We start from the raw sequence: 18,210 nt of genomic DNA, 5'->3' as shown, positions 1-18,210 counted from the left end.
TCAACTCAAATAACATTCTGTTAATAACTCTTTTGACCAAAGCTAGGCACAACGAAGCGTAAGCAACGTAATTAAGACCATAGCGAGTAGTCATAAACAGTTGTGCTGGCGACAATAGCAAGAGTGAACCACCTGATCCCTTCCCGAACTCAGAAGTGAAACCTCTTTGCGCTGATGGTAGTGTGGGGTTACCCATGTGAGAGTAAGTCATCGCCAGCTCATTAATTCTAAAAACCCCCTCAGTCACAAGACTGAGGGGGTTTTTTTATGCAGGAAATAAATAAAAATAAGAAAACAAATGGATGAAGGGATAAAAATATACAAAGACCTATTCCGTACCAAACGGAAATGTTAAGACATGATTGAAGTTCAACGATCCACACCCAGGATTCAAACCACCCAATTTAAACCTGAGATTAAAATAACCTTTTTTATTGTTTAGAAAAAGTGGATAAATATAGAAAGATTATTGGCTCAAAATACGCATAAAAAAATATGAATTAAAAGATAAAAACTGATATTTAGATAAAATAAAACAAATATAAAGCTTTGAAAATTATAAGTTATAAAATATTCTTAAGCGCTGTAAATGGGCTATACGTAGGTCTAATTGCTCATGGAATTTGACTTGTGTATATTGCGCCAAAATTGAGTTTTACTTAAAAATTTACAACAAATTTGGGCAAGTACTCATGGGAGATGAGAACGATGACAGCGGAAAATTTAGATATTAGTTCTGTAGTCGATAAAGCGAAATTTACCCCGTTCCACTTCAATGTTGTGGCTTGGTGCTTATTGATTATTTTATTTGATGGCTATGATTTAGCCATCAATGGTGTAGTGTTGCCACTTTTAATGCAAGAGTGGGGCTTAAGTGCAGTACAAGCTGGAATGCTTGCCAGTACAGCGCTGGCTGGGATGATGTTTGGTGCGATGTTTTTTGGCTCTTTAGCTGACAAAATTGGCCGTAAAAAAGTCATCATGATTTGTATTGTACTGTTTAGTGGATTAACTTTTGCTGGTGGTTTTGCATCAAACCCGACTGAATTTGGTATTTTGCGCTTTTTAGCCGGTTTAGGGATTGGTGGTGTTATGCCAAACCTTGTGGCACTAACTTCTGAATATGCACCGCAGAAGATGCGTAGTACTTTGGTGACAACCATGTTTAGTGGTTATGCCGTAGGTGGTGTGATGGCTGCATTATTAGGCTCATGGTTTACGCCAAATTTTGGTTGGCAGGTGATGTTCTTTATTGCAGGTATTCCTTTATTTTTATTGCCATTGATTTGGAAGTTTTTACCTGAATCTTTGGCATTTATTGTCAAAGAAAATAAACAGGACAAGGCACGTAGTATTGTTCGTCGTTTGGCGCCTAATTTAACAGTCAATGAAAACACTGCATTTACTTTGCCAAAGGTTGATGTACCTGAATCTGCAAACGTGGTGAGTTTATTCCGTCGCGGTCGTACGACAAATACGTTGTTATTTTGGTTGGCTTTTTTTACTTGTTTGCTAACTATGTATGCATTAAGCAGTTGGTTGCCGAAGTTAATGATGGCTGCTGGTTATTCAATGAATAACAGTTTGATGTTCATGCTGGTAATGAACGTGGGTGCTGTTGTTGGTATTGTCGGTGGTGGTATTTTAGCGGATCGCTTCCATTTGAAGCCTGTGTTGATGTGCCTTGGCATGATGGGTGCAGTTGTGATGAGCTTAATGGGCTTCCAATCGAATCAGTTCCTGTTATACATTTTGGTGTTCTTGGCGGGTGCAGCTTCAATTGGTTCGCAAATGCTACTGTATAGCTATGTCGCACAGTTTTATCCATTGGCGATACGTTCAACAGGGATTGGTTGGTCGTCTGCTATTGGCCGTATGGGTGCGATTGTAGGGCCAATTTTAATTGGTGGTTTGTTAGGAATGAACTTACCTGCACATTTCAACTTTATAGCTGTGGGTTTACCTGTACTTATTACTGCAATTGCAGTTGCTTTAATTATGCATGATGATGAACCTGAAAAAATTGGTTCAAGTAAAGCGGTAGTAGCGAAAGCTTAAAAATTTTAGTTTAAAAGAAGCCTCCGTAAGGGGGCTTTTTTATGCAGATATTCTCTGTGTTAACATCAATAACAATAATTTTTTATTAGCATAATTATGATAGAAGAATATTTTAAGCCTTTAACATTGCAAATTGATTCAGGATTAGGCTCTACAGCTGATTCTTTTTATTATGCAGCTCAGACATTAGAAAATAATCAAGAGAGTAAATATGGATTCGGTATTGGAGGAGGGAAACTACCTCTTTTATACCTCTATCGTCATAGTATAGAGTTATATTTAAAATCAGTAATCACCTTAATCTATAGGGTATGTCCTTCTCAGAATAATAGATTGTAATCTGATGATAATTTGCCGTTATTAATAGAGAACAATAAAGAAAAGAAAATTTTCAATGTACATTCAATCAATACTCTATTTATAAATTTTTTAAATTTTCTTGAAGATAATAAGAAATATATCCTTGCAACGTGCGAAACGAATTGGTTTGATATTCCTGATGAAATCCCACAATTAATTGAAATTATTGAGGAGTTTGATAAAAATTCTACTATGTTTCGATATCCAATAACTATGAATAAAGACTTCGATTACAGAAAAACACCTTTAAAAAAATTTACTTTTACTCAGGATTCAGGAGAAAAAATAGATAAATCAAAAGGATCTAAAATTATTCTACTTGTAGAAAATCAAGACAATGAGATAGTGGAGTCTTATGTAAGTGATGATAATATTTTAACTGGAATTCATGAAGCATTAAAAGAGCTGGCAACTCAAGTTTCAGGACTTCATTTTGGTCTTAAATTTGAGTTAACAAAATAAAGGTAATAATTATGAAACTCAACTCATTCTCCCCAATCCCTGAAGATGATAACGAACTCCATCTTCCTGAACTTGTGTACTGGGCATCGCTGGGCGAAGTCGTTGAAGTTGAAAAAGCATTAGCCAATGGCGTAGATGTCAACCAAACTGACGATGAAGGCTATAGCGCTCTTCAAGCAGCAGCAGAAAATGGCTATTTAGAGGTTGTTCAACTTCTTGTGAGCAAAGGTGCAGATGTACAACACAAAGCGCCACATACGGCTTTAGAACTGGCAGAAATGGCAGAACAACACCAGATAGCAACTTTTCTAAAAAGCCTTTAATAGGCAATCAAAAAATGACTTTTCTAAATGATTAAAGTGCTGAAAATGAGCTTTAATCATTTAATTGTGGGTTTCTAATTCTTGTAAAATTGCGTTATTAAATACTGGAATATCTTCAGGACTACGCGATGTAATGAGCATCCATCCGTCTGTATTACAATGATGTACATCTGCATTGACCCATTTCCCACCTGCATTTTCTAAATCTAATTGAATACTTGGATAAGAGGTCAGATGTTTATTTTGAATCCGATTGGCATTAATCAGTAACCACGGCCCATGACAAATGGCCGCAATGGGCTTTTTAGCATCTGAAAACTGTTGTACCAATTTCTGTGCGTCTTTATTCATTCGTAACGTACCAGCATTAACCGTACCCCCAGGAATGATCAAAATATCATAATCATTCACATCTACTTTGCCCAGTAGTGCATCTGGATCATAACTTTGAGCAGGGTCTTTATCATGTCTCACGGTTTGCACGGGCTTTTGTTCAAGTGCAGCATGAATACATTCAATGCCTTTCGAGCGTAAAAATGCTAAAGGTTTGAGTAACTCATCCTGCTCTACACCCACATTTGAAGTAATGACTAAGGCTTTCGGAGTCATGTGTTGATCCTTTTTGTCTAAGCATTGATTTACCTTATCAAGCCGCTTTTTACTTGTATGTCGTGATTTGGCATAAAACTGTAAGAAAATTTGTCGATATTGAAAGTTTTAAATCATTTATTTTAAGGATGAACAGGATTTACTCATTTACAAATCAACAGCATGAGATAGTTTTTAGCTCACTTTTAGAATAAGGCGGAAAAAAGCACTGAATAAAGTGCCAGATACGAAAAAGCCCCATCATCCTGATAGGGCTTCTCGATATTTCGTATTTAGGTATAACTCCTGTCGTACCTGTCAGCATCCTACTGCAATTTATTTATTGTTATTCTCTTAAGACATCCTGTCTTGTATAACTGAACTATAAAAGGAAATGAAAAGATTGAATAGAGTGCTATTTCTACATCTGATGTAAGCCAAAACGGACAAAATACTATTTGAGGGTTTGGGTGCGAGAGTAGAGCATCATTTTGTATTGCTTTAGTTAGTCAAAAATGAAAGTGTTGAATACATATTTTTGCCATACATTAGTTGAATAGTATATTAATTTATCAGGCATTAAAATTTCATTATAAAAAATGATAGGAACAGAAACTCATGTCAAAAACGGTTAATAGTAATCAGCACTTTCGTCCATTCAGCCTCACTTTAGGGGTGGCTCTGGCTTTGAGTACGATGACAAGCTGGGCAAGTTCGCCACAGGAGATTAAAAAAACTGTCGAAACTCAGAAGCAAAGTTATTTAGAGACATTAGAAACACTGGTCAATATTGAGTCTGGAAGTAAAGATATTGAAGGGGTAAATCAAATTGCCAAAGCAGTTGCAGAGCGTTTAAAAAGCACTGGTGCAGAGGTTTTAATCATTCAGCCGAACAATCGCTTTAAATTAGATGATACACCTGAGCACACTGGCCCGATGGTTAAAGGAGTGTTGAAGGGCAAAGGAAAAAGCAAAATCATGTTGATTGCGCATTTGGATACTGTCTATCCAAAGGGCATGTTAAAAGATCAGCCGTTTCGTATTGATGGAAACAAAGTTTATGGTTTAGGAATCTTGGATGACAAGCAAGGCGTTGCGGCCATCATTCATATATTAGAGGCTTTGAAAAAATTAAATTATCAAGATTACGGTACTATTACTGTATTAGTGAATTCAGATGAAGAAATTAGTTCACCGGGTTCACGTCAGCTGATTACCGAAACTGCTCAAGACCAAGATATTGTTTTATCTTTTGAAGGCGGTGGTAAGGATGGCAGTTTACGTTTAGCGACCAGTGGGATTGGAGCTGCGTATCTGGAGATAAAAGGGAAATCCTCTCATGCAGGGGTGAAGCCTGAAGAAGGAGTCAATGCACTGACTGAGCTATCTCATCAAATTGCTCAGATGCAAAATTTATCTAATGCTAAAACAGGGTTAAAGTTAAATTGGACTGTGGCGACTGCGGGTAAAACCCGTAATGTGATTCCAGATGTCGCTTCAGCCCAAGCGGATGTACGTGCTTTACGCGTTGAAGATTTTGATAAAATTGAGAAAACCTTACAAGAGAAAGTCAAAAATAAAAAATTGGCAGACAGTCAGGTTGATGTGAAGTTTGAAGTTCGCAGACCGCCTTTAGCCGCCAATGAAAAAGCCAAGAAGCTGGCTGAAAAAGCACAGTCCATTTATAAAAATGAGTTAGATTTACCAATGAATATTCTAACGACGGCTACTGGTGGAGGCACAGATGCTGCATTTGCTGGAGCGAAATCGAAAGCGGCTGTCCTTGAAGGAATGGGCTTGTCAGGTGATGGAGCACATTCAAACAATGCAGAATATATTTTAATGGAGAGCATTGTGCCACGTTTATATTTGGCAACACGTCTGATTATGGATGCATCTAGTCAGTAATAGGTAGATAATTTACAGAGGCTTATATCTGATGAGATAGAGATAAGCCTCTGTTTATCTTTAAAATAATAATCCAATCAGGTCACTCTAAAATGCCCAATGTATAAATTGATATACGACGACAGTATCCAGAGGCCATTGAAATAGGGATGATCAATGCTGTGCATAATTAATGCCTTAAATAAAAAGAAGTGTTTCAACTCTCTGAAACAGACCGTGATGTTTGTTTAGTGGTTCATGAACCACATCGGTTTTTTGTGCCCCCTAATTTATTAAAACCTGAACTCTTTACGGTCATCCGTATTGATTGTTTTACTGGACGGTCATTAGATACCAAACGTTATTTATATCGACTGATTATTGAAAAATTACATCATTTTTCAATTCCTTCAGATCATATCAAAATTATTTTAAGAGAAAGCTCTTTGAATAATTGGGGCATACGTGGAGGGCAAGCTGCGTGTGATATTAATTTGGCTTTTAAGGTCAATTTTTAGGATAAGAAAAAGGCCCTGACGTCCTGTCAGGGCCTTTTCATATTCATTCTAGCAGTACAACTCCTGTCATACCGTACGCATCCAGCGTCTGTTGCTCTTATGATTATTGTTTTAGGCTTTTGAGACTTCCTGTCTCTATAGGTCTAATAGTAAGGTCAATTACATCAAGTGAAAAGAGGAAATTTCCTCCATTGCTTGTAAGCCATGGATTACATTTTATGGTGTGTACTGAATGAGTTTATCAACAATCGCCTTTAAACCCTTTTCATCAAAAGGATTGGCTTCAAATTGCGTGCCTGAATTTCGTGAAAAAATATCCCGAATCTCAAGGACTGCATTGCTATCTATAAGGCCAAGTTGCGTGGCCACTTGACGAATTTGGTCAATAGAGCGTGAACCATTGGTTGAACCATAACTGACATAGGCTGCGGGTTTACCTCGCCACTCTTGGCCAATATAGTCCAGTGCATTTTTTAGTGCAGGACTATAACCATGATTGTATTCAGGACTAATAAAAATAATCGCATCGGCTTGTACAATTTGATCAGCCCATAGCTGTTGTTTCGGCTGATCATAAATACCTGTTGCTGGTGGATGGGCACCTGCAAAAAAAGGTAAATCCCATGTTTTTAGATCTACAATTTCAGTTTCAATAGTCGAATAGCCATAATTTTGAATGGCTTGATGAATCCAATTTGCTACTTTGATGGCGATACGACCTTCACGGACACTACCGACAATAATTTGAATTTTCATGAATTGACCTGATTTTTATTAAAGTTCATGACTACGTTAATCTGAAATTAAATAGCTGAATATAATCAATTTGTATCTATTATTTTGACTGACTCAATAAAAAAGCTCCCGTAGGAGCTTTTTATATATCATGCAGTTATATGATTTTAATGCCTTGTTGACCGGCAGGAGTGACTTTAAAGATTTCCACTTCAAAGGTAATGTTCTTACCTGCAAGCGGATGATTAAAATCGACTTCGGTAATGTCTTCACCGATCGTTTTAATCACACCAAATAAGCTTTGTTTGGCTTTATCTTCAAATTCAATCATATGACCCACAACAGGTGCAGGATCAAATTTGATCGTATCAAATTTTTGTACATTTTCGATATTCCACGGGCCAAAAGCATCTTCTGGCGGTAGGCTAACAGTACGACGGTCGCCAGCGCGTAGGCCAAATAAGGCTTTTTCAAAACCAGGCAACAAACTACCATCACCCATTACCAAACTGACAGGTTGCTCACGGCTACGGGTGTTGTCAATTTCGACACCATTTTCAATGGCAACAGAAAAGTGTAAGTCTACTTTTGCGCCATCTTCAATACGGGTTTCTTCATTTGGATTAATAAAATCAGTCATTTTTTTGCGCTTCCGCACGCTGGATACGCTGCTTTTCTAAAAAGAAGGTATCAATTAACAATAAGATTGTGCCTAGGGTAATGGCACTGTCTGCAATATTAAATGCAGGAAAGTGGCTGTTGTTGTAATACAGGTGAATAAAATCGACCACATAACCTAAAGAGACACGGTCGATTAAATTGCCAATCGCACCGCCTAAAATCAGGGCAATTGCGATAGGTAAAATTTTCACAGTTTTTGGCATACGCATCAGCCAAAATACAAAAATAACAGACACTAAACCTGCCAATGAGGTAAAGAAATAACGTTGCCATCCACCGGCATCGGACAAAAAGCTGAAGGCTGCGCCATAGTTATGCAACAGTGTCCAATTTAAAAAGGGCAGTACCGGCACTGGATCTGCATAATTCAGATGAGTGCTGGCAATAGATTTGGTCCATTGATCCAAAATAATCGCAACAATGGATAACCCCACCCACACTAAATTGTGTGGGTAGAATTGGAATAAGCCCTTTTTATTTTGCGGATTAGGCATATTTTCTCTCTTCGCCTTGACCTGTAGGAAGGTTAATTATACAACGAGAACAAAGACCTGGATGTTCATGATGTGTATTTACGTCAGGCAAGACATGCCAGCAACGTGCACATTTTTCACCATCTGCAGCTGAAACTTTAACATTTAAGCCTTCAAGATCAGATGCTTCACCTTGAGTTGCATCAAATGCATTCACAATCACTTGCGATGTAATGAGAACAAAACGCAGTTCATCCCCTAAGTTGTCTAATACGGCTTTGAGTTCTGCATTGGCCCAAAGCTCAACCTTGGCTGACAAGTTTGAACCAACGGTTTTTGCGGTACGGGCTGCTTCGATGAATTTATTCACCGCAGATTTCACCAAAATGAGGGTTTGCCATTCCGCTTCAGATACCACATTGGCCGTTGAAGCAACAGGAATGTCGTACCATTCAGTGGTGAACACGTACTTCTCAGATTGCTCCGGAATCAGTGGCCAAGCTTCTTGCGCGGTAAAGGTCAAGATCGGTGCCATCCAGCGAACAAACGCTTGCACCAAGTGGTATAACGCTGTTTGCGCAGAGTGACGAGCTGCTGAATCCGCTTTGGTGGTGTACTGACGGTCTTTGATGATGTCTAAATAGAAACCACCTAAGTCATTAATACAGAAATTGGTCAAAGCATTGGTGACGATATGGAAGTTCATATCTTCATAGGCTTGTTGGATGGTTTTCTGAACGTCGCTTGCACGTTGTAAAATGTATTGATCCAGTGCGATCAATTGATCGACAGGCAATGCATCTGTTGATGGTTTGAACCCATTTAAATTGGCAAGCAAGAAGCGAAGCGTGTTACGAATACGACGGTAACCATCTGATGCACGGCTAAAGATTTCTTTACCTGCGGTCATTTCATAACGGTAGTCGGCAGAGGCGATCCAGAAACGTAAACCATCTGCGCCCATATCTTTAATGATGTCTTGCGGTGCAATGATATTACCCAGCGATTTAGACATCTTACGGCCTTTTTCATCGACCACGAAACCATGCGTCAATAAGCCTTTGTATGGTGCACGCTTATTGATGGCAATAGACGTTAACAATGAAGATTGGAACCAACCACGATGTTGGTCTGAACCTTCAAGGTACAAATCAGCAGGATCAGTGAGTTCTTCACGTTCACGCAGTACAGCAAAATGCGTTGTACCTGAATCGAACCAAACGTCTAAGGTGTCACGAACGGCGTTGTATTGCTCTGCATCTGCACCAATGAATTCAGACGCATCACGGTTATACCACCCATCAATACCTTCTTGCTCAATCAGTTTTGCAACCATTTCGATCAGTTCAGGCGTGCGTGGATGTAATTCGTTGGTGTCTTTATGCACGAAGAACGGAATTGGCACACCCCACGTCCGTTGACGTGAAATACACCAATCTGGACGGCCTTCAATCATCGATTGAATACGGTTTTTACCCCAATCAGGGACAAAATTAATATCATTTTCAATCGCGTTGAGTGCGTTTTGACGCAAGCCTTTTGCATCCATGCTAATAAACCACTGTGGGGTCGCACGGAAAATAATTGGCGTTTTATGACGCCAGCAATGTGGGTAGCTATGTTTAATCACCACATGTGCCCAAAGTTTATTGCAATCGGTCAGTGTCGCAATAATTTTTGGGTTGGCTTTATAGATGTGTTCGCCTGCAAAAATAGGAGAAGTTGGTAAATACACACCGTTTCCGCCAACCGGGTTTTCTACTTTTAAGTTGTACAATAAGCCAACTTTATAATCGTCTACACCATGGCCCGGTGCGGTATGGACTGCACCTGTACCACTGGTTGCAATCACGTGCTCGCCTAAAATAACAGGCACTTGACGGTCGCCAATTAAAGGGTGTTGTAATTGTAGATTTTCAAGTTTTGTACCAGTGAAATCGGCCAGGACTTCAAAAGATTCGAAGCCATAGCGTTCAGTTGCAGACTGAACTAAATCTTTGGCAAGAATAAGATTTTGCGCCACTTTATTTTCAGCAATGGCTTTCACCAATTGGTAGTCAATATCAGCGTGTAGGGCAACGGCTTGGTTGGCTGGTAGCGTCCAAGGTGTGGTTGTCCAAATCACGATATCTGTTGAATCGATAACCGTGATACCAAGGCGAGCAGATAAATCAGCAAGGTCTACGACGCTGAAACCAACATCGATGGCATCTGATTTTTTATCTTCATATTCAACTTCAGCTTCAGCCAAAGATGAACCACAATCTAAACACCAGTTCACTGGTTTAAGACCCGGCTCAATATGACCCGCTTTGGCAATTTCACCCAGTGAACGCACAATGTTGGCTTCTTGTTGGAAGTTCATGGTCAGGTAAGGATTGTCCCAATCGCCAAACACGCCCATGCGTACAAAGTCTTTTTTCTGTAGTTCAACTTGGGTATACGCATACTCACGGCAGGCTTTACGGAAGGTAGATGCATCTACTTTAACGCCCACTTTACCGATTTTTTCTTCGACTTTGAGTTCAATCGGCAAGCCGTGACAGTCCCAACCCGGCACGTATGGGGCATCAAAACCATCCATAATACGGCTTTTAATAATGATATCTTTTAAGACTTTATTGACCGCATGACCCAAATGGATTTGACCATTGGCATACGGAGGGCCGTCATGCAGTACATATTTTTTCTTGCCAATACGCGACGCACGAATCTGCTGATAAATATTGTCGGCATACCACTCTTCTAACCATTTAGCTTCACGTACTGCAAGATTTGCTTTCATGGCAAATTCAGTACCTGGGAGGTTTAGCGTGGCTTTATAATCCACAGCATTTTCAGTAGTTTGCTTATCGCTCATGCAAGTTGTCTTCCAATTTAATCGGCTCTTATACCGACGCGTTTTACATTAAAATAAGGGGGATGTTAAAAGGGGAAATTGGCTGTATTGCGACGAAACTCAAGGAGTTTCTCAACATCATCATCAATTCCCGCTTTTAGCGCTTCAAGCGAAGGGTAGTTCTTTTCGCCATGTAAATAGTTTAAGAATGTGACCCGCATTAATAAGCCATACAGATTAGCAGAAACATTTGGGAAATGTACTTCTAATCGCCATTCTGGCTGGTCTTGTTTGATTGCTGGACGCGTGCCCACATGGCCTGCGCCAAACAGTGCGGTGGGTGCATAGCCCGCAATGCCATTTTGATTCGGATTGTCTGTTTGAACTTTATCTTTTAACGATGTCGTTTCACAAATAACCTCGACCCCATAAATACCCTGTAAGCAGGGTTTGTGGCGGTTTAAACGGACATTAATGGTGGGGAAATTGAGGGTACGACCAATTTGATCGCCATACTGTACACGACCCGTGATGCTATAGGGACGACCAAGTAGTTTGGCGACCAGTGCTAAATCGCCTGTTGCTAAGGTTTGACGAATACGGGTGGAACTGACGCGTTCATCATCTAGTGCAATAGTTTTTAAATTAGTGACGTCAAAACCGTACTGGCGTAAAAATTCACTGTTACCTTGACGATTTTTGCCAAAATGAAAGTCATCACCCAATACCAAAGCAGAGGCATTCAGTTTATGTTTTAGAATTTCAGCAAATTCTTCGGCGCTTAAGCTACGGAAATAATTATCAAATTTAGCAACGACAATATAGTCGACACCCAGTTCAGTTAAATATTCGACTTTTTCACGTAATGAACTGATACGGGGCGGGGCTTCATAACCTTTGAAAAACTCTAAAGGTTGAGGCTCAAAAATTATGACCAAACTTGTGGCGTTTTGTTGTTGTGCAAGCTCTTTAAGTTGAGCAATCATGGCCTGATGGCCCAAATGCACACCGTCAAAATTGCCAATAGTTACCACTGTTTTGGGTAACTGAAAATTAGGCGCTAAAGCATTCAGACGGAGCAGCTTCATGGACGATCAATACATTGAAAATTTGTAAGGGCTATATATTGCCATAATCTCACAGTTTCGTCTTGCTGTTGTGTTTTTACTCAAAATTTTTAATGAATAAAAGAAGTTTTATATCAATAAAATTGATTATAACAATAAATATAAATCAATTTTACTTATTAATAATCGCGATTAGAATCAATTTTAATGATTTTCAGAGCATAAGATGATGCAAAAACCCTTTGAACAGCTTGGACAGATGCGAAATATTGTTCGACAGTTTACCCCCAACTGGTTCGCGGTGACTATGGGCACAGGTGTGGTTGCATTAATTGTCTCCGAATTTCCAATAATGAAATCATTGACATGGCAATTAGGCACTGGGCTTTGGTATCTGAATATCATCTTATTTGTGCTGTTTGGTGTGCTGTATGCACTTCGATGGATTTACTTTCCAACTGAAGCCAAACAAATTTTTCGTCATCCAATTATGAGCTTATTTCTGGGTGCGATTCCAATGGCACTTGCCACGATTGTGAATGGCTTTTTAAAATATGGAACAGTCCTATATGGTGATGTGGCAATTCATATTGCAGAAACTCTATGGTATGTCGATGTTATTTTGGCGTTATTGGTGGCGTGGGTAGTACCTTTTGCGATGTTTCAACATCAAGAGCATGCACTACAGAATATGACGGCAATGTGGTTATTACCCATTGTAGCTTGTGAGGTCGCTGCGGGGAGTGGTGGTTTATTGGTGGGGCATTTGCTAGCGAATACGCATGCAGTTACCATTTTACTCGGAAGTTATGTGCTGTGGGGAATATCTGTTTTGCCCGCTTTTGCGATTCTTAGCTTGTTGATGTTACGTTTGGTTTTACATCGAGTTCCTGAAAAAGAACAGGCGCTCAGTAGCTGGTTGGCTTTAGGGCCAATTGGGACAGGGGCGTTCGCATTGTTGGTTTTAGGTCAGCAAGCACCTACTGTTTTGGCCAGTGTCGGTTTTGCTGAGTTGGGTCAGTTCTTTCAACATGCCGGTATTTTTGCCAGTTTGATTCTATTGGGTTTTGGCTTGTGGTGGTTTGGGGTCGCTGTGATAAGTACGGTGTACCATGCCCTGCAAGATTTACCTTTTAATTTGGGATGGTGGGGGCTTACATTCCCTTTGGGGGTGTTTACTTTGGCAATTTTAAATTTGGCCCAACAGCTTCAGCTCGGATTTATTTATACCCTTGGCTATGCCTTTGCTATGTTGCTGATGATGCTTTGGCTTTTGGTTGCGACTCAAACTGCACGCGGTTTTTATCAAGGACACTTATTCTTTTCGCCTTGTTTAAAAAACTATTTAGAGAAGGGCTAATGCTTAAACCGCTATCGTGCCGATTTGCTACCTGAGCAATTTTAGGATGCAAACATTGCAGGCAATTCGAATTTCATTTTTAATATCTGACATTGTTATGTTGAATTGAGTACCCCGATGTCAGATTTGGCTTTAATTATGGCTTTGCCAAACGAATCTAAAGGATTATTTGAACAGGCTGGTGTCCATGTTCATTATAGTGGCATAGGCAAAGTGAATGCGGCGTTTAAAGCTTTTGAGGTCATTCAGAATACGGGATGTCATACGGTATTAAATTTGGGGACTGCTGGCAGTTCTTATTTTGATGCACATAGCTTGGTTGAAGTAACTCAGTTTGTACAGCGCGATATGGACGTGTCCCCACTTGGTTTTGCGGTTGGGCAGACACCCATGGACACAGATCATCCTGCAGAAATTTTACTTGAGCCTTATTTTCAGCATTTGCCTGTAGGAATTTGTGGTACAGGCGATAGTTTTGAAACAGGCGTGCCCAAAGTACCGTGTAATTTAGTCGATATGGAAGGCTATGCGATGGCCAAGGTCTGTAAAAAATTGGGTGTAAGGTTTGTGTCAGTAAAATATATTACAGATGGTGCGAATGAAACTGCACATTTAGATTGGGAAGAAAACTTACTTTTAGGTGCTCAGAAACTACTTTCACTTTATAAAACGGTTTAATTCAGGTCAAAAAAGGTTTGGCGACCATAGGTAAGCTATGGTCGTATGCCGAATGACTACTTTTGTGTGGTCGCTTCTTTTTCAGGACGTGGAATTGCGCCGTATAACATCATATGTACCGTGTGCTGAATAACACGCTGTACCATGCTACGGTTGCGCAGGGATTTACCCGTAACCATTTCCATTTGTATTGAAAAATCTGCATAGTTTTGTGTAATGGCCCAAATATTCAAAATGAACAATTCAGGATCAATTTCTTTTGAAATTTTACCTTGCTCTTGCCACATCAGAATAACTTTGGCTTTACGCTTCACTAGTTTTTTCAGTGGCCCTTTCAAAATTTCCAAAATATGTGGCGCACCTTGAATCAATTCAAGCGCAAAAAGACGCGACGCTTTCGGTTGGGTACGAGATACTTCAATTTTTTGAATCAGGTAATTGCTAATCGCTTCTTCAGGTTCGAGTTCAGATTCAAGCGTTTGCAATGGAGCCAGCCATTTTTGTAAAACAGTCGTCAAAACTTCGACATACAGTGCTTCTTTATTTTCATAATAATAGAAAATATTCGATTTATGCATTTCTGCAATTTGGGCAATTTCATCGAGACTTGCCCCACTAAACCCATAAAGGGAAAAAACGTCTAAGGCTGCATTGAGCAACTGCTGGCGTTTTTGGGTACTCTTTTTTTGTTCCATTGGCACTCTAAAACATTAAAAAAGGGGAATCTACAATTGTACGGCAAATCATCAGATTTGTGCACAGTCAAAACTTGTAATTTTTTGAAAAATGGTCATTTATGTTCTAGATTGCCATTTAAAATTATGATGGTTTTGGGAATCAAATCAAATTAAAAAATGTATGCTGAGAATTGAGAAAATTTCTATTCATTCAAAAATAATAAGATCGAGAAACTTAATTTTTAAAGCGTATTAAAAACATGAATAAAGTGCATTTTTATGATCATTCTGCTTAAACGTCATTTATCGGAATAATGGGTTTAGATATATTGAGATGAGAAAAGTATGAATAAGTACTCATATATTTTCTCAGTTTTAAGCTGTTTTAGGTGACTAAAATGGCGGTAAAGCTTTGCTCAGTCCAAAGCCTCTCAATGAGATTTTGTATGTCTAAACAGGTGAGGGCGTCTAGCGCACCTAAGGGTTCATTAAGTAGCAAAATGTGTGGTCTATACGACATACACGTACTAAAGTCGTTTGTTGGTGTTGCCCGATTTGTGTTCCACGTGAAACCTTATTTTCAATAAAGCTTTTAGTCAAAACTATTTTTTGATGTCTAAATTGGCATATTTTTGAATGCGTTCGCAACAGTTTGTGGGTCACCAACAGGTGTATCTGCATTAGAGGTGAAAAAATAGAGAAGATATAAGTTGAGTATTTTAATGACTTGAATTTATTTTTTCTACAACAGACAATAATCTTATCTATCATTATACAAAAACTGGGCATACACGCCCAGTTTTTGTAGATAAACTTATTCAAAAAATGCGATGTCTACGACCTAAAACTTATGACAAGATTTTTTTACAGACCAAAGAATTACGCTGATAGTTGTAGAGCGCTTGGCGTGCATTGGGTAAATCATCCACACTGGCTTTTTCAAAGCCATGTTCTAAAAACCAATGCGCCGTGCGGGTAGTCAAAATAAATAGTTGTTGGATACCCATGCCTTTGGCTTTTTCTTCTAAGTAATGCAAAATTTGACTGCCTCGGTTAGATTTCCGATAGCTCGGATGTACCGCTACACAGGCAATTTCTGCCGATTTGAGTTCCCCTGCTTTGGCAGGCACAGGGTAAAGTGCGGCACAGGCTAAAATTGTGCCATCACGTTCAATCACGGCAAACTGGTGAATTTCATTTTCTAAACGTTCGCGTGAGCGGTAAACCAAAATGCCTTCATCTTCTAATGGACGAAGCAAGCTAATCAGACCACCGACATCTTGAATATTGGCGGTGCGGACTTCTTCATAGTGGGCATCGGTAATCATGGTGCCTGAACCATCACGGGTAAAAAGTTCTTCTACCAACGCACCATCATAGGCATAGGAAATGAGATGAACACGATGCACACCTTGTAATGAGGCATCTTTAGCACCACGCAAATGCAATGCAATATCTGGATTAGAATCTTGATATTGGAAAATGTGTTGATCTAACTGATGTGGGGCGACTTCACGTTGTAACTGTGCATGTTCGTTCAGCAAGCCATGCTGTTTACCTAGAAAAATTAGTTTGTCGGCTTTAAGGCTAATCGCAGTTTTTGTCGCAACTTCTTCAGCCAAGAGGTTAAAGACTTCGCCTGTGGTCGAAAACCCCGTCGGGCCAAGTACGACAATATTTTGACTGTCTAAATGGCGTTGAATCGCTGCTGTATCCACTGAACGCACTTCGCCTGACAGTTGAAAATCGACCCCGTCACGTATGCCATACGGTTTTGCAGTGACTAAATTACCCGAGACCACATCAATGCGTGCGCCATACATGGGCGAATTGGCAAGGCCCATCGATAGCTGTGCCTCAATTTGTAATCGGATAGAGCCGACAGCATTCATTACAGCACTGAGCGACTCGCGTGTGGTAATACGTCGATGATTGTGAAAAGGAGTGACCAACTGACTGCTTTTTAAATTTTGATTAATTTGTGGACGTGCGCCATGCACTAAAATTAATCGAATCCCCAAAGAATGGAGGAGGGCAATATCGTGAATAATATGTTGAAAATTTTCATGTTGTACGGCTTCACCGTCAAACATAATGACAAAGGTTTTATTGCGGTGTGCATTAATATAGGGTGCAGAATGCCGAAACCAATGCACATATTGCAAAGTTGTGCTGTCTGATGGTTCTAGTGAATTCATTTGCATGCCTATCTCAAATTTAAAAACTGAAATGTCCTGTCTCAGATTCTAATCAAAAAAAAGCAAGGGGGAAGCGAAAATACGGCCTATATATAAAAAAACCTCTAAACCTTGTCCAAATTTAGAGGTTTGAATGGAATTTGTCTTTTAATGAGCTTAGCCAACGATACGAAGAATACGGTCGGTACGCTCATTCACTAGCACGTAATCTCCATTGATTTTATACCATTGCTGATTGCGTCCAACGTTTGGTAGACGGCGCGCATCGCGATCACTGACTTTATAACGCGGTGAATGAAATGTTTGTGGCAAGAATTGACCTACACGCCACTGGCGACTTGGGTTAACCTTTTGGTTGTTATAGCGATTGTTGTGCTTATGGTCCCAACGATTATCGGCGTGGTTTGGTGTAGAAGCATAGCTATGGCTAGGTTCATTGTAACGATGCTCTGGTGCTGCCATTGCCGATGTTGTAATGAAGCCTGTTAATGCAATTGCGCTAGCGATTAAAAGTTTATTCATGGCGTTGATCTCAAGTTTTTAGAATCTGATTTCGATAGTTCAAAATTAGTCGAAAAGATGAGAGAAAGCATGAGGCTACTTTATGTGAATTGTGAACTTTATGAAGATAAAGAGTAGAACATTCAAATCTGCGAAAAGCACCAGCTGTTAGGGGTTGAAAAGAATCGAACAATAAAAAGCCCAAACAATGTTGGGCTAGATGAACTGGCGTTTATTACATGCCACGAATACGAATAATGTTGTTATTTTCAGAATTGACTAAAATATAGTCATTGTTAATTTTGTACCACTGTTGCTTACGATCTGGGCGCGGTAAATCATGATCTTGATATTCGACTTTATAGCCATTGCCACGGTAGTGCTGAGGCATGACATAACCCGTTTGCCATTTATGCTGTTGTAAGCGTTGCACACCACGTTCTTCACGCATACGGCGTTTTTCTTGCATGCGCTCATCGTTATCATCACCATCTCTAAAATTTTGTTTTTTATCTGAATTAAAATTTCGAGGATGGTCATAGCCACGGTCTTGATCATGATGAGGCCCAGCAGTCGTTAAGCTACTTGTCATCAAAGCACTGAAAGAAATGGCTAATACAGTCAAAATCTTTTTCATGTTCAACCCTCATCAAAACATTTCATTTTCAATACAGCTACTGTACGCAAAAAATGCAGAGAAACTGTGAAGAATAATTGTTTATTTTTTAAATAAAGTGTAGATATTGCGGATATTATGCAATATTTTCAGTGCTTCGAAAAATATTACTTGCTCTTTTTTATTCTG

18 protein-coding genes, 1 rRNA gene and 1 pseudogene are annotated in these 18,210 nt (G+C 39.5%); 9 read left to right on the top strand and 11 right to left on the bottom strand.

Going from position 1 to position 18,210, the window contains the following annotated elements; genetic code table 11:
* Positions 1 to 104: 104 nt before the first annotated feature.
* The 5 genes from rrf (at position 105) to BBP83_RS03150 (ending at position 3,203) form a co-directional block, all read left to right on the top strand.
* Positions 105 to 219, top strand: a 5S ribosomal RNA gene (gene rrf / locus BBP83_RS03170).
* Between the two features lie 489 nt (positions 220 to 708).
* Positions 709 to 2,058, top strand: a complete 1,350-nt coding sequence (locus BBP83_RS03165) for an MFS transporter (RefSeq protein ID WP_068885935.1) — start codon at positions 709 to 711, stop codon at positions 2,056 to 2,058.
* 96 nt (positions 2,059 to 2,154) lie between these two features.
* A complete protein-coding gene (locus BBP83_RS03160) occupies positions 2,155 to 2,397 on the top strand; it encodes a hypothetical protein (RefSeq protein ID WP_068885934.1) in 243 nt (80 codons plus the stop codon).
* A gap of 12 nt (positions 2,398 to 2,409) precedes the next feature.
* Positions 2,410 to 2,880 carry a hypothetical protein gene (locus BBP83_RS15415; protein ID WP_245669700.1) on the top strand — a complete coding sequence of 157 codons (471 nt, stop codon included), beginning with the start codon at positions 2,410 to 2,412 and terminating at the stop codon, positions 2,878 to 2,880.
* 11 nt (positions 2,881 to 2,891) lie between these two features.
* A complete protein-coding gene (locus tag BBP83_RS03150) occupies positions 2,892 to 3,203 on the top strand; it encodes an ankyrin repeat domain-containing protein (RefSeq protein ID WP_068885933.1) in 312 nt (103 codons plus the stop codon).
* Positions 3,204 to 3,263: 60 nt separating this feature from the next.
* Here the strand turns inward: BBP83_RS03150 and BBP83_RS03145 are convergent, their stop codons facing one another.
* Complete coding sequence (locus tag BBP83_RS03145; RefSeq protein ID WP_068885932.1) at positions 3,264 to 3,812, bottom strand: type 1 glutamine amidotransferase domain-containing protein; 549 nt, start codon at positions 3,810 to 3,812, stop codon at positions 3,264 to 3,266.
* Between the two features lie 597 nt (positions 3,813 to 4,409).
* Here BBP83_RS03145 and BBP83_RS03140 point away from each other — a divergent pair.
* Positions 4,410 to 5,699: a M20/M25/M40 family metallo-hydrolase gene (locus tag BBP83_RS03140; protein ID WP_068885931.1), complete on the top strand. Its 1,290-nt coding sequence runs from the start codon at positions 4,410 to 4,412 to the stop codon at positions 5,697 to 5,699.
* Positions 5,700 to 5,890: 191 nt separating this feature from the next.
* Positions 5,891 to 6,196 carry a tautomerase family protein gene (locus BBP83_RS03135; protein ID WP_245669699.1) on the top strand — a complete coding sequence of 102 codons (306 nt, stop codon included), beginning with the start codon at positions 5,891 to 5,893 and terminating at the stop codon, positions 6,194 to 6,196.
* Between the two features lie 216 nt (positions 6,197 to 6,412).
* Here the strand turns inward: BBP83_RS03135 and BBP83_RS03130 are convergent, their stop codons facing one another.
* The 5 genes from BBP83_RS03130 to ribF all read right to left on the bottom strand — a co-directional run bounded on the left by BBP83_RS03130 (position 6,413) and on the right by ribF (position 12,012).
* A complete protein-coding gene (locus BBP83_RS03130) occupies positions 6,413 to 6,952 on the bottom strand; it encodes an NADPH-dependent FMN reductase (protein ID WP_068885930.1) in 540 nt (179 codons plus the stop codon).
* Positions 6,953 to 7,088: 136 nt separating this feature from the next.
* Positions 7,089 to 7,571: an FKBP-type peptidyl-prolyl cis-trans isomerase gene (locus BBP83_RS03125; protein ID WP_068885929.1), complete on the bottom strand. Its 483-nt coding sequence runs from the start codon at positions 7,569 to 7,571 to the stop codon at positions 7,089 to 7,091.
* Positions 7,564 to 8,106 carry a signal peptidase II gene (lspA, locus tag BBP83_RS03120; RefSeq protein ID WP_068885928.1) on the bottom strand — a complete coding sequence of 181 codons (543 nt, stop codon included), beginning with the start codon at positions 8,104 to 8,106 and terminating at the stop codon, positions 7,564 to 7,566. The genes BBP83_RS03125 and lspA overlap by 8 nt, the downstream gene beginning before the upstream one ends.
* Positions 8,099 to 10,945, bottom strand: coding sequence for an isoleucine--tRNA ligase (gene ileS / locus BBP83_RS03115; protein ID WP_068885927.1), 2,847 nt, complete (start codon positions 10,943 to 10,945; stop codon positions 8,099 to 8,101). Before ileS ends, lspA begins: the two co-directional genes overlap by 8 nt.
* A 65-nt stretch (positions 10,946 to 11,010) precedes the next feature.
* On the bottom strand, positions 11,011 to 12,012 hold the full coding sequence (gene ribF / locus BBP83_RS03110; RefSeq protein ID WP_068885926.1) for a riboflavin biosynthesis protein RibF: 1,002 nt from the start codon (positions 12,010 to 12,012) through the stop codon (positions 11,011 to 11,013).
* Between the two features lie 208 nt (positions 12,013 to 12,220).
* On the opposite strand from ribF, the gene BBP83_RS03105 reads away from it, so the two are divergent.
* The gene (locus tag BBP83_RS03105; protein ID WP_068885925.1) at positions 12,221 to 13,351 is read left to right on the top strand and encodes a TDT family transporter; all 1,131 of its coding nucleotides are present in this window, start codon (positions 12,221 to 12,223) and stop codon (positions 13,349 to 13,351) included.
* A gap of 117 nt (positions 13,352 to 13,468) precedes the next feature.
* On the top strand, positions 13,469 to 14,029 hold the full coding sequence (locus BBP83_RS03100) for a 5'-methylthioadenosine/S-adenosylhomocysteine nucleosidase family protein (protein ID WP_068885924.1): 561 nt from the start codon (positions 13,469 to 13,471) through the stop codon (positions 14,027 to 14,029).
* 56 nt (positions 14,030 to 14,085) lie between these two features.
* On the opposite strand, the gene BBP83_RS03095 is transcribed toward BBP83_RS03100, so the two are convergent.
* The 5 genes and pseudogenes from BBP83_RS03095 to BBP83_RS03080 all read right to left on the bottom strand — a co-directional run bounded on the left by BBP83_RS03095 (position 14,086) and on the right by BBP83_RS03080 (position 18,042).
* Positions 14,086 to 14,724: a TetR/AcrR family transcriptional regulator gene (locus BBP83_RS03095; protein ID WP_068885923.1), complete on the bottom strand. Its 639-nt coding sequence runs from the start codon at positions 14,722 to 14,724 to the stop codon at positions 14,086 to 14,088.
* A gap of 370 nt (positions 14,725 to 15,094) precedes the next feature.
* A pseudogene (gene ssuB / locus BBP83_RS15410) lies at positions 15,095 to 15,217 on the bottom strand (aliphatic sulfonate ABC transporter ATP-binding protein); the annotation flags it as partial.
* 337 nt (positions 15,218 to 15,554) lie between these two features.
* A complete protein-coding gene (argA, locus tag BBP83_RS03090; protein WP_068885972.1) occupies positions 15,555 to 16,904 on the bottom strand; it encodes an amino-acid N-acetyltransferase in 1,350 nt (449 codons plus the stop codon).
* A gap of 156 nt (positions 16,905 to 17,060) precedes the next feature.
* The gene (locus tag BBP83_RS03085; RefSeq protein ID WP_068885922.1) at positions 17,061 to 17,426 is read right to left on the bottom strand and encodes an RcnB family protein; all 366 of its coding nucleotides are present in this window, start codon (positions 17,424 to 17,426) and stop codon (positions 17,061 to 17,063) included.
* A gap of 214 nt (positions 17,427 to 17,640) precedes the next feature.
* On the bottom strand, positions 17,641 to 18,042 hold the full coding sequence (locus BBP83_RS03080; protein WP_068885921.1) for an RcnB family protein: 402 nt from the start codon (positions 18,040 to 18,042) through the stop codon (positions 17,641 to 17,643).
* Between the last annotated feature and the right edge of the window lie 168 nt (positions 18,043 to 18,210).

This window comes from Acinetobacter celticus, from assembly GCF_001707755.1.
Taxonomy (GTDB): domain Bacteria; phylum Pseudomonadota; class Gammaproteobacteria; order Pseudomonadales; family Moraxellaceae; genus Acinetobacter; species Acinetobacter celticus.
This window is presented reverse-complemented; position numbering and strand designations above follow the sequence as displayed.

What these genes read in the sequence shown, in the direction of transcription:
- BBP83_RS03130 (WP_068885930.1), bottom strand. Translation starts at nt 6,952, where the DNA reads ATGAAAATTCAAATTATTGTCGGTAGTGTCCGTGAAGGTCGTATCGCC.
- ileS (WP_068885927.1), bottom strand. Translation starts at nt 10,945, where the DNA reads ATGAGCGATAAGCAAACTACTGAAAATGCTGTGGATTATAAAGCCACG.
- BBP83_RS03095 (WP_068885923.1), bottom strand. Translation starts at nt 14,724, where the DNA reads ATGGAACAAAAAAAGAGTACCCAAAAACGCCAGCAGTTGCTCAATGCA.
- ribF (WP_068885926.1), bottom strand. Translation starts at nt 12,012, where the DNA reads ATGAAGCTGCTCCGTCTGAATGCTTTAGCGCCTAATTTTCAGTTACCC.
- BBP83_RS03140 (WP_068885931.1), top strand. Translation starts at nt 4,410, where the DNA reads ATGTCAAAAACGGTTAATAGTAATCAGCACTTTCGTCCATTCAGCCTC.
- BBP83_RS03160 (WP_068885934.1), top strand. Translation starts at nt 2,155, where the DNA reads ATGATAGAAGAATATTTTAAGCCTTTAACATTGCAAATTGATTCAGGA.
- argA (WP_068885972.1), bottom strand. Translation starts at nt 16,904, where the DNA reads ATGAATTCACTAGAACCATCAGACAGCACAACTTTGCAATATGTGCAT.
- BBP83_RS03150 (WP_068885933.1), top strand. Translation starts at nt 2,892, where the DNA reads ATGAAACTCAACTCATTCTCCCCAATCCCTGAAGATGATAACGAACTC.
- BBP83_RS03145 (WP_068885932.1), bottom strand. Translation starts at nt 3,812, where the DNA reads ATGACTCCGAAAGCCTTAGTCATTACTTCAAATGTGGGTGTAGAGCAG.
- BBP83_RS03080 (WP_068885921.1), bottom strand. Translation starts at nt 18,042, where the DNA reads ATGAAAAAGATTTTGACTGTATTAGCCATTTCTTTCAGTGCTTTGATG.
- BBP83_RS03105 (WP_068885925.1), top strand. Translation starts at nt 12,221, where the DNA reads ATGCAAAAACCCTTTGAACAGCTTGGACAGATGCGAAATATTGTTCGA.
- BBP83_RS03085 (WP_068885922.1), bottom strand. Translation starts at nt 17,426, where the DNA reads ATGAATAAACTTTTAATCGCTAGCGCAATTGCATTAACAGGCTTCATT.
- BBP83_RS03125 (WP_068885929.1), bottom strand. Translation starts at nt 7,571, where the DNA reads ATGACTGATTTTATTAATCCAAATGAAGAAACCCGTATTGAAGATGGC.
- BBP83_RS03165 (WP_068885935.1), top strand. Translation starts at nt 709, where the DNA reads ATGACAGCGGAAAATTTAGATATTAGTTCTGTAGTCGATAAAGCGAAA.
- lspA (WP_068885928.1), bottom strand. Translation starts at nt 8,106, where the DNA reads ATGCCTAATCCGCAAAATAAAAAGGGCTTATTCCAATTCTACCCACAC.
- BBP83_RS03100 (WP_068885924.1), top strand. Translation starts at nt 13,469, where the DNA reads ATGTCAGATTTGGCTTTAATTATGGCTTTGCCAAACGAATCTAAAGGA.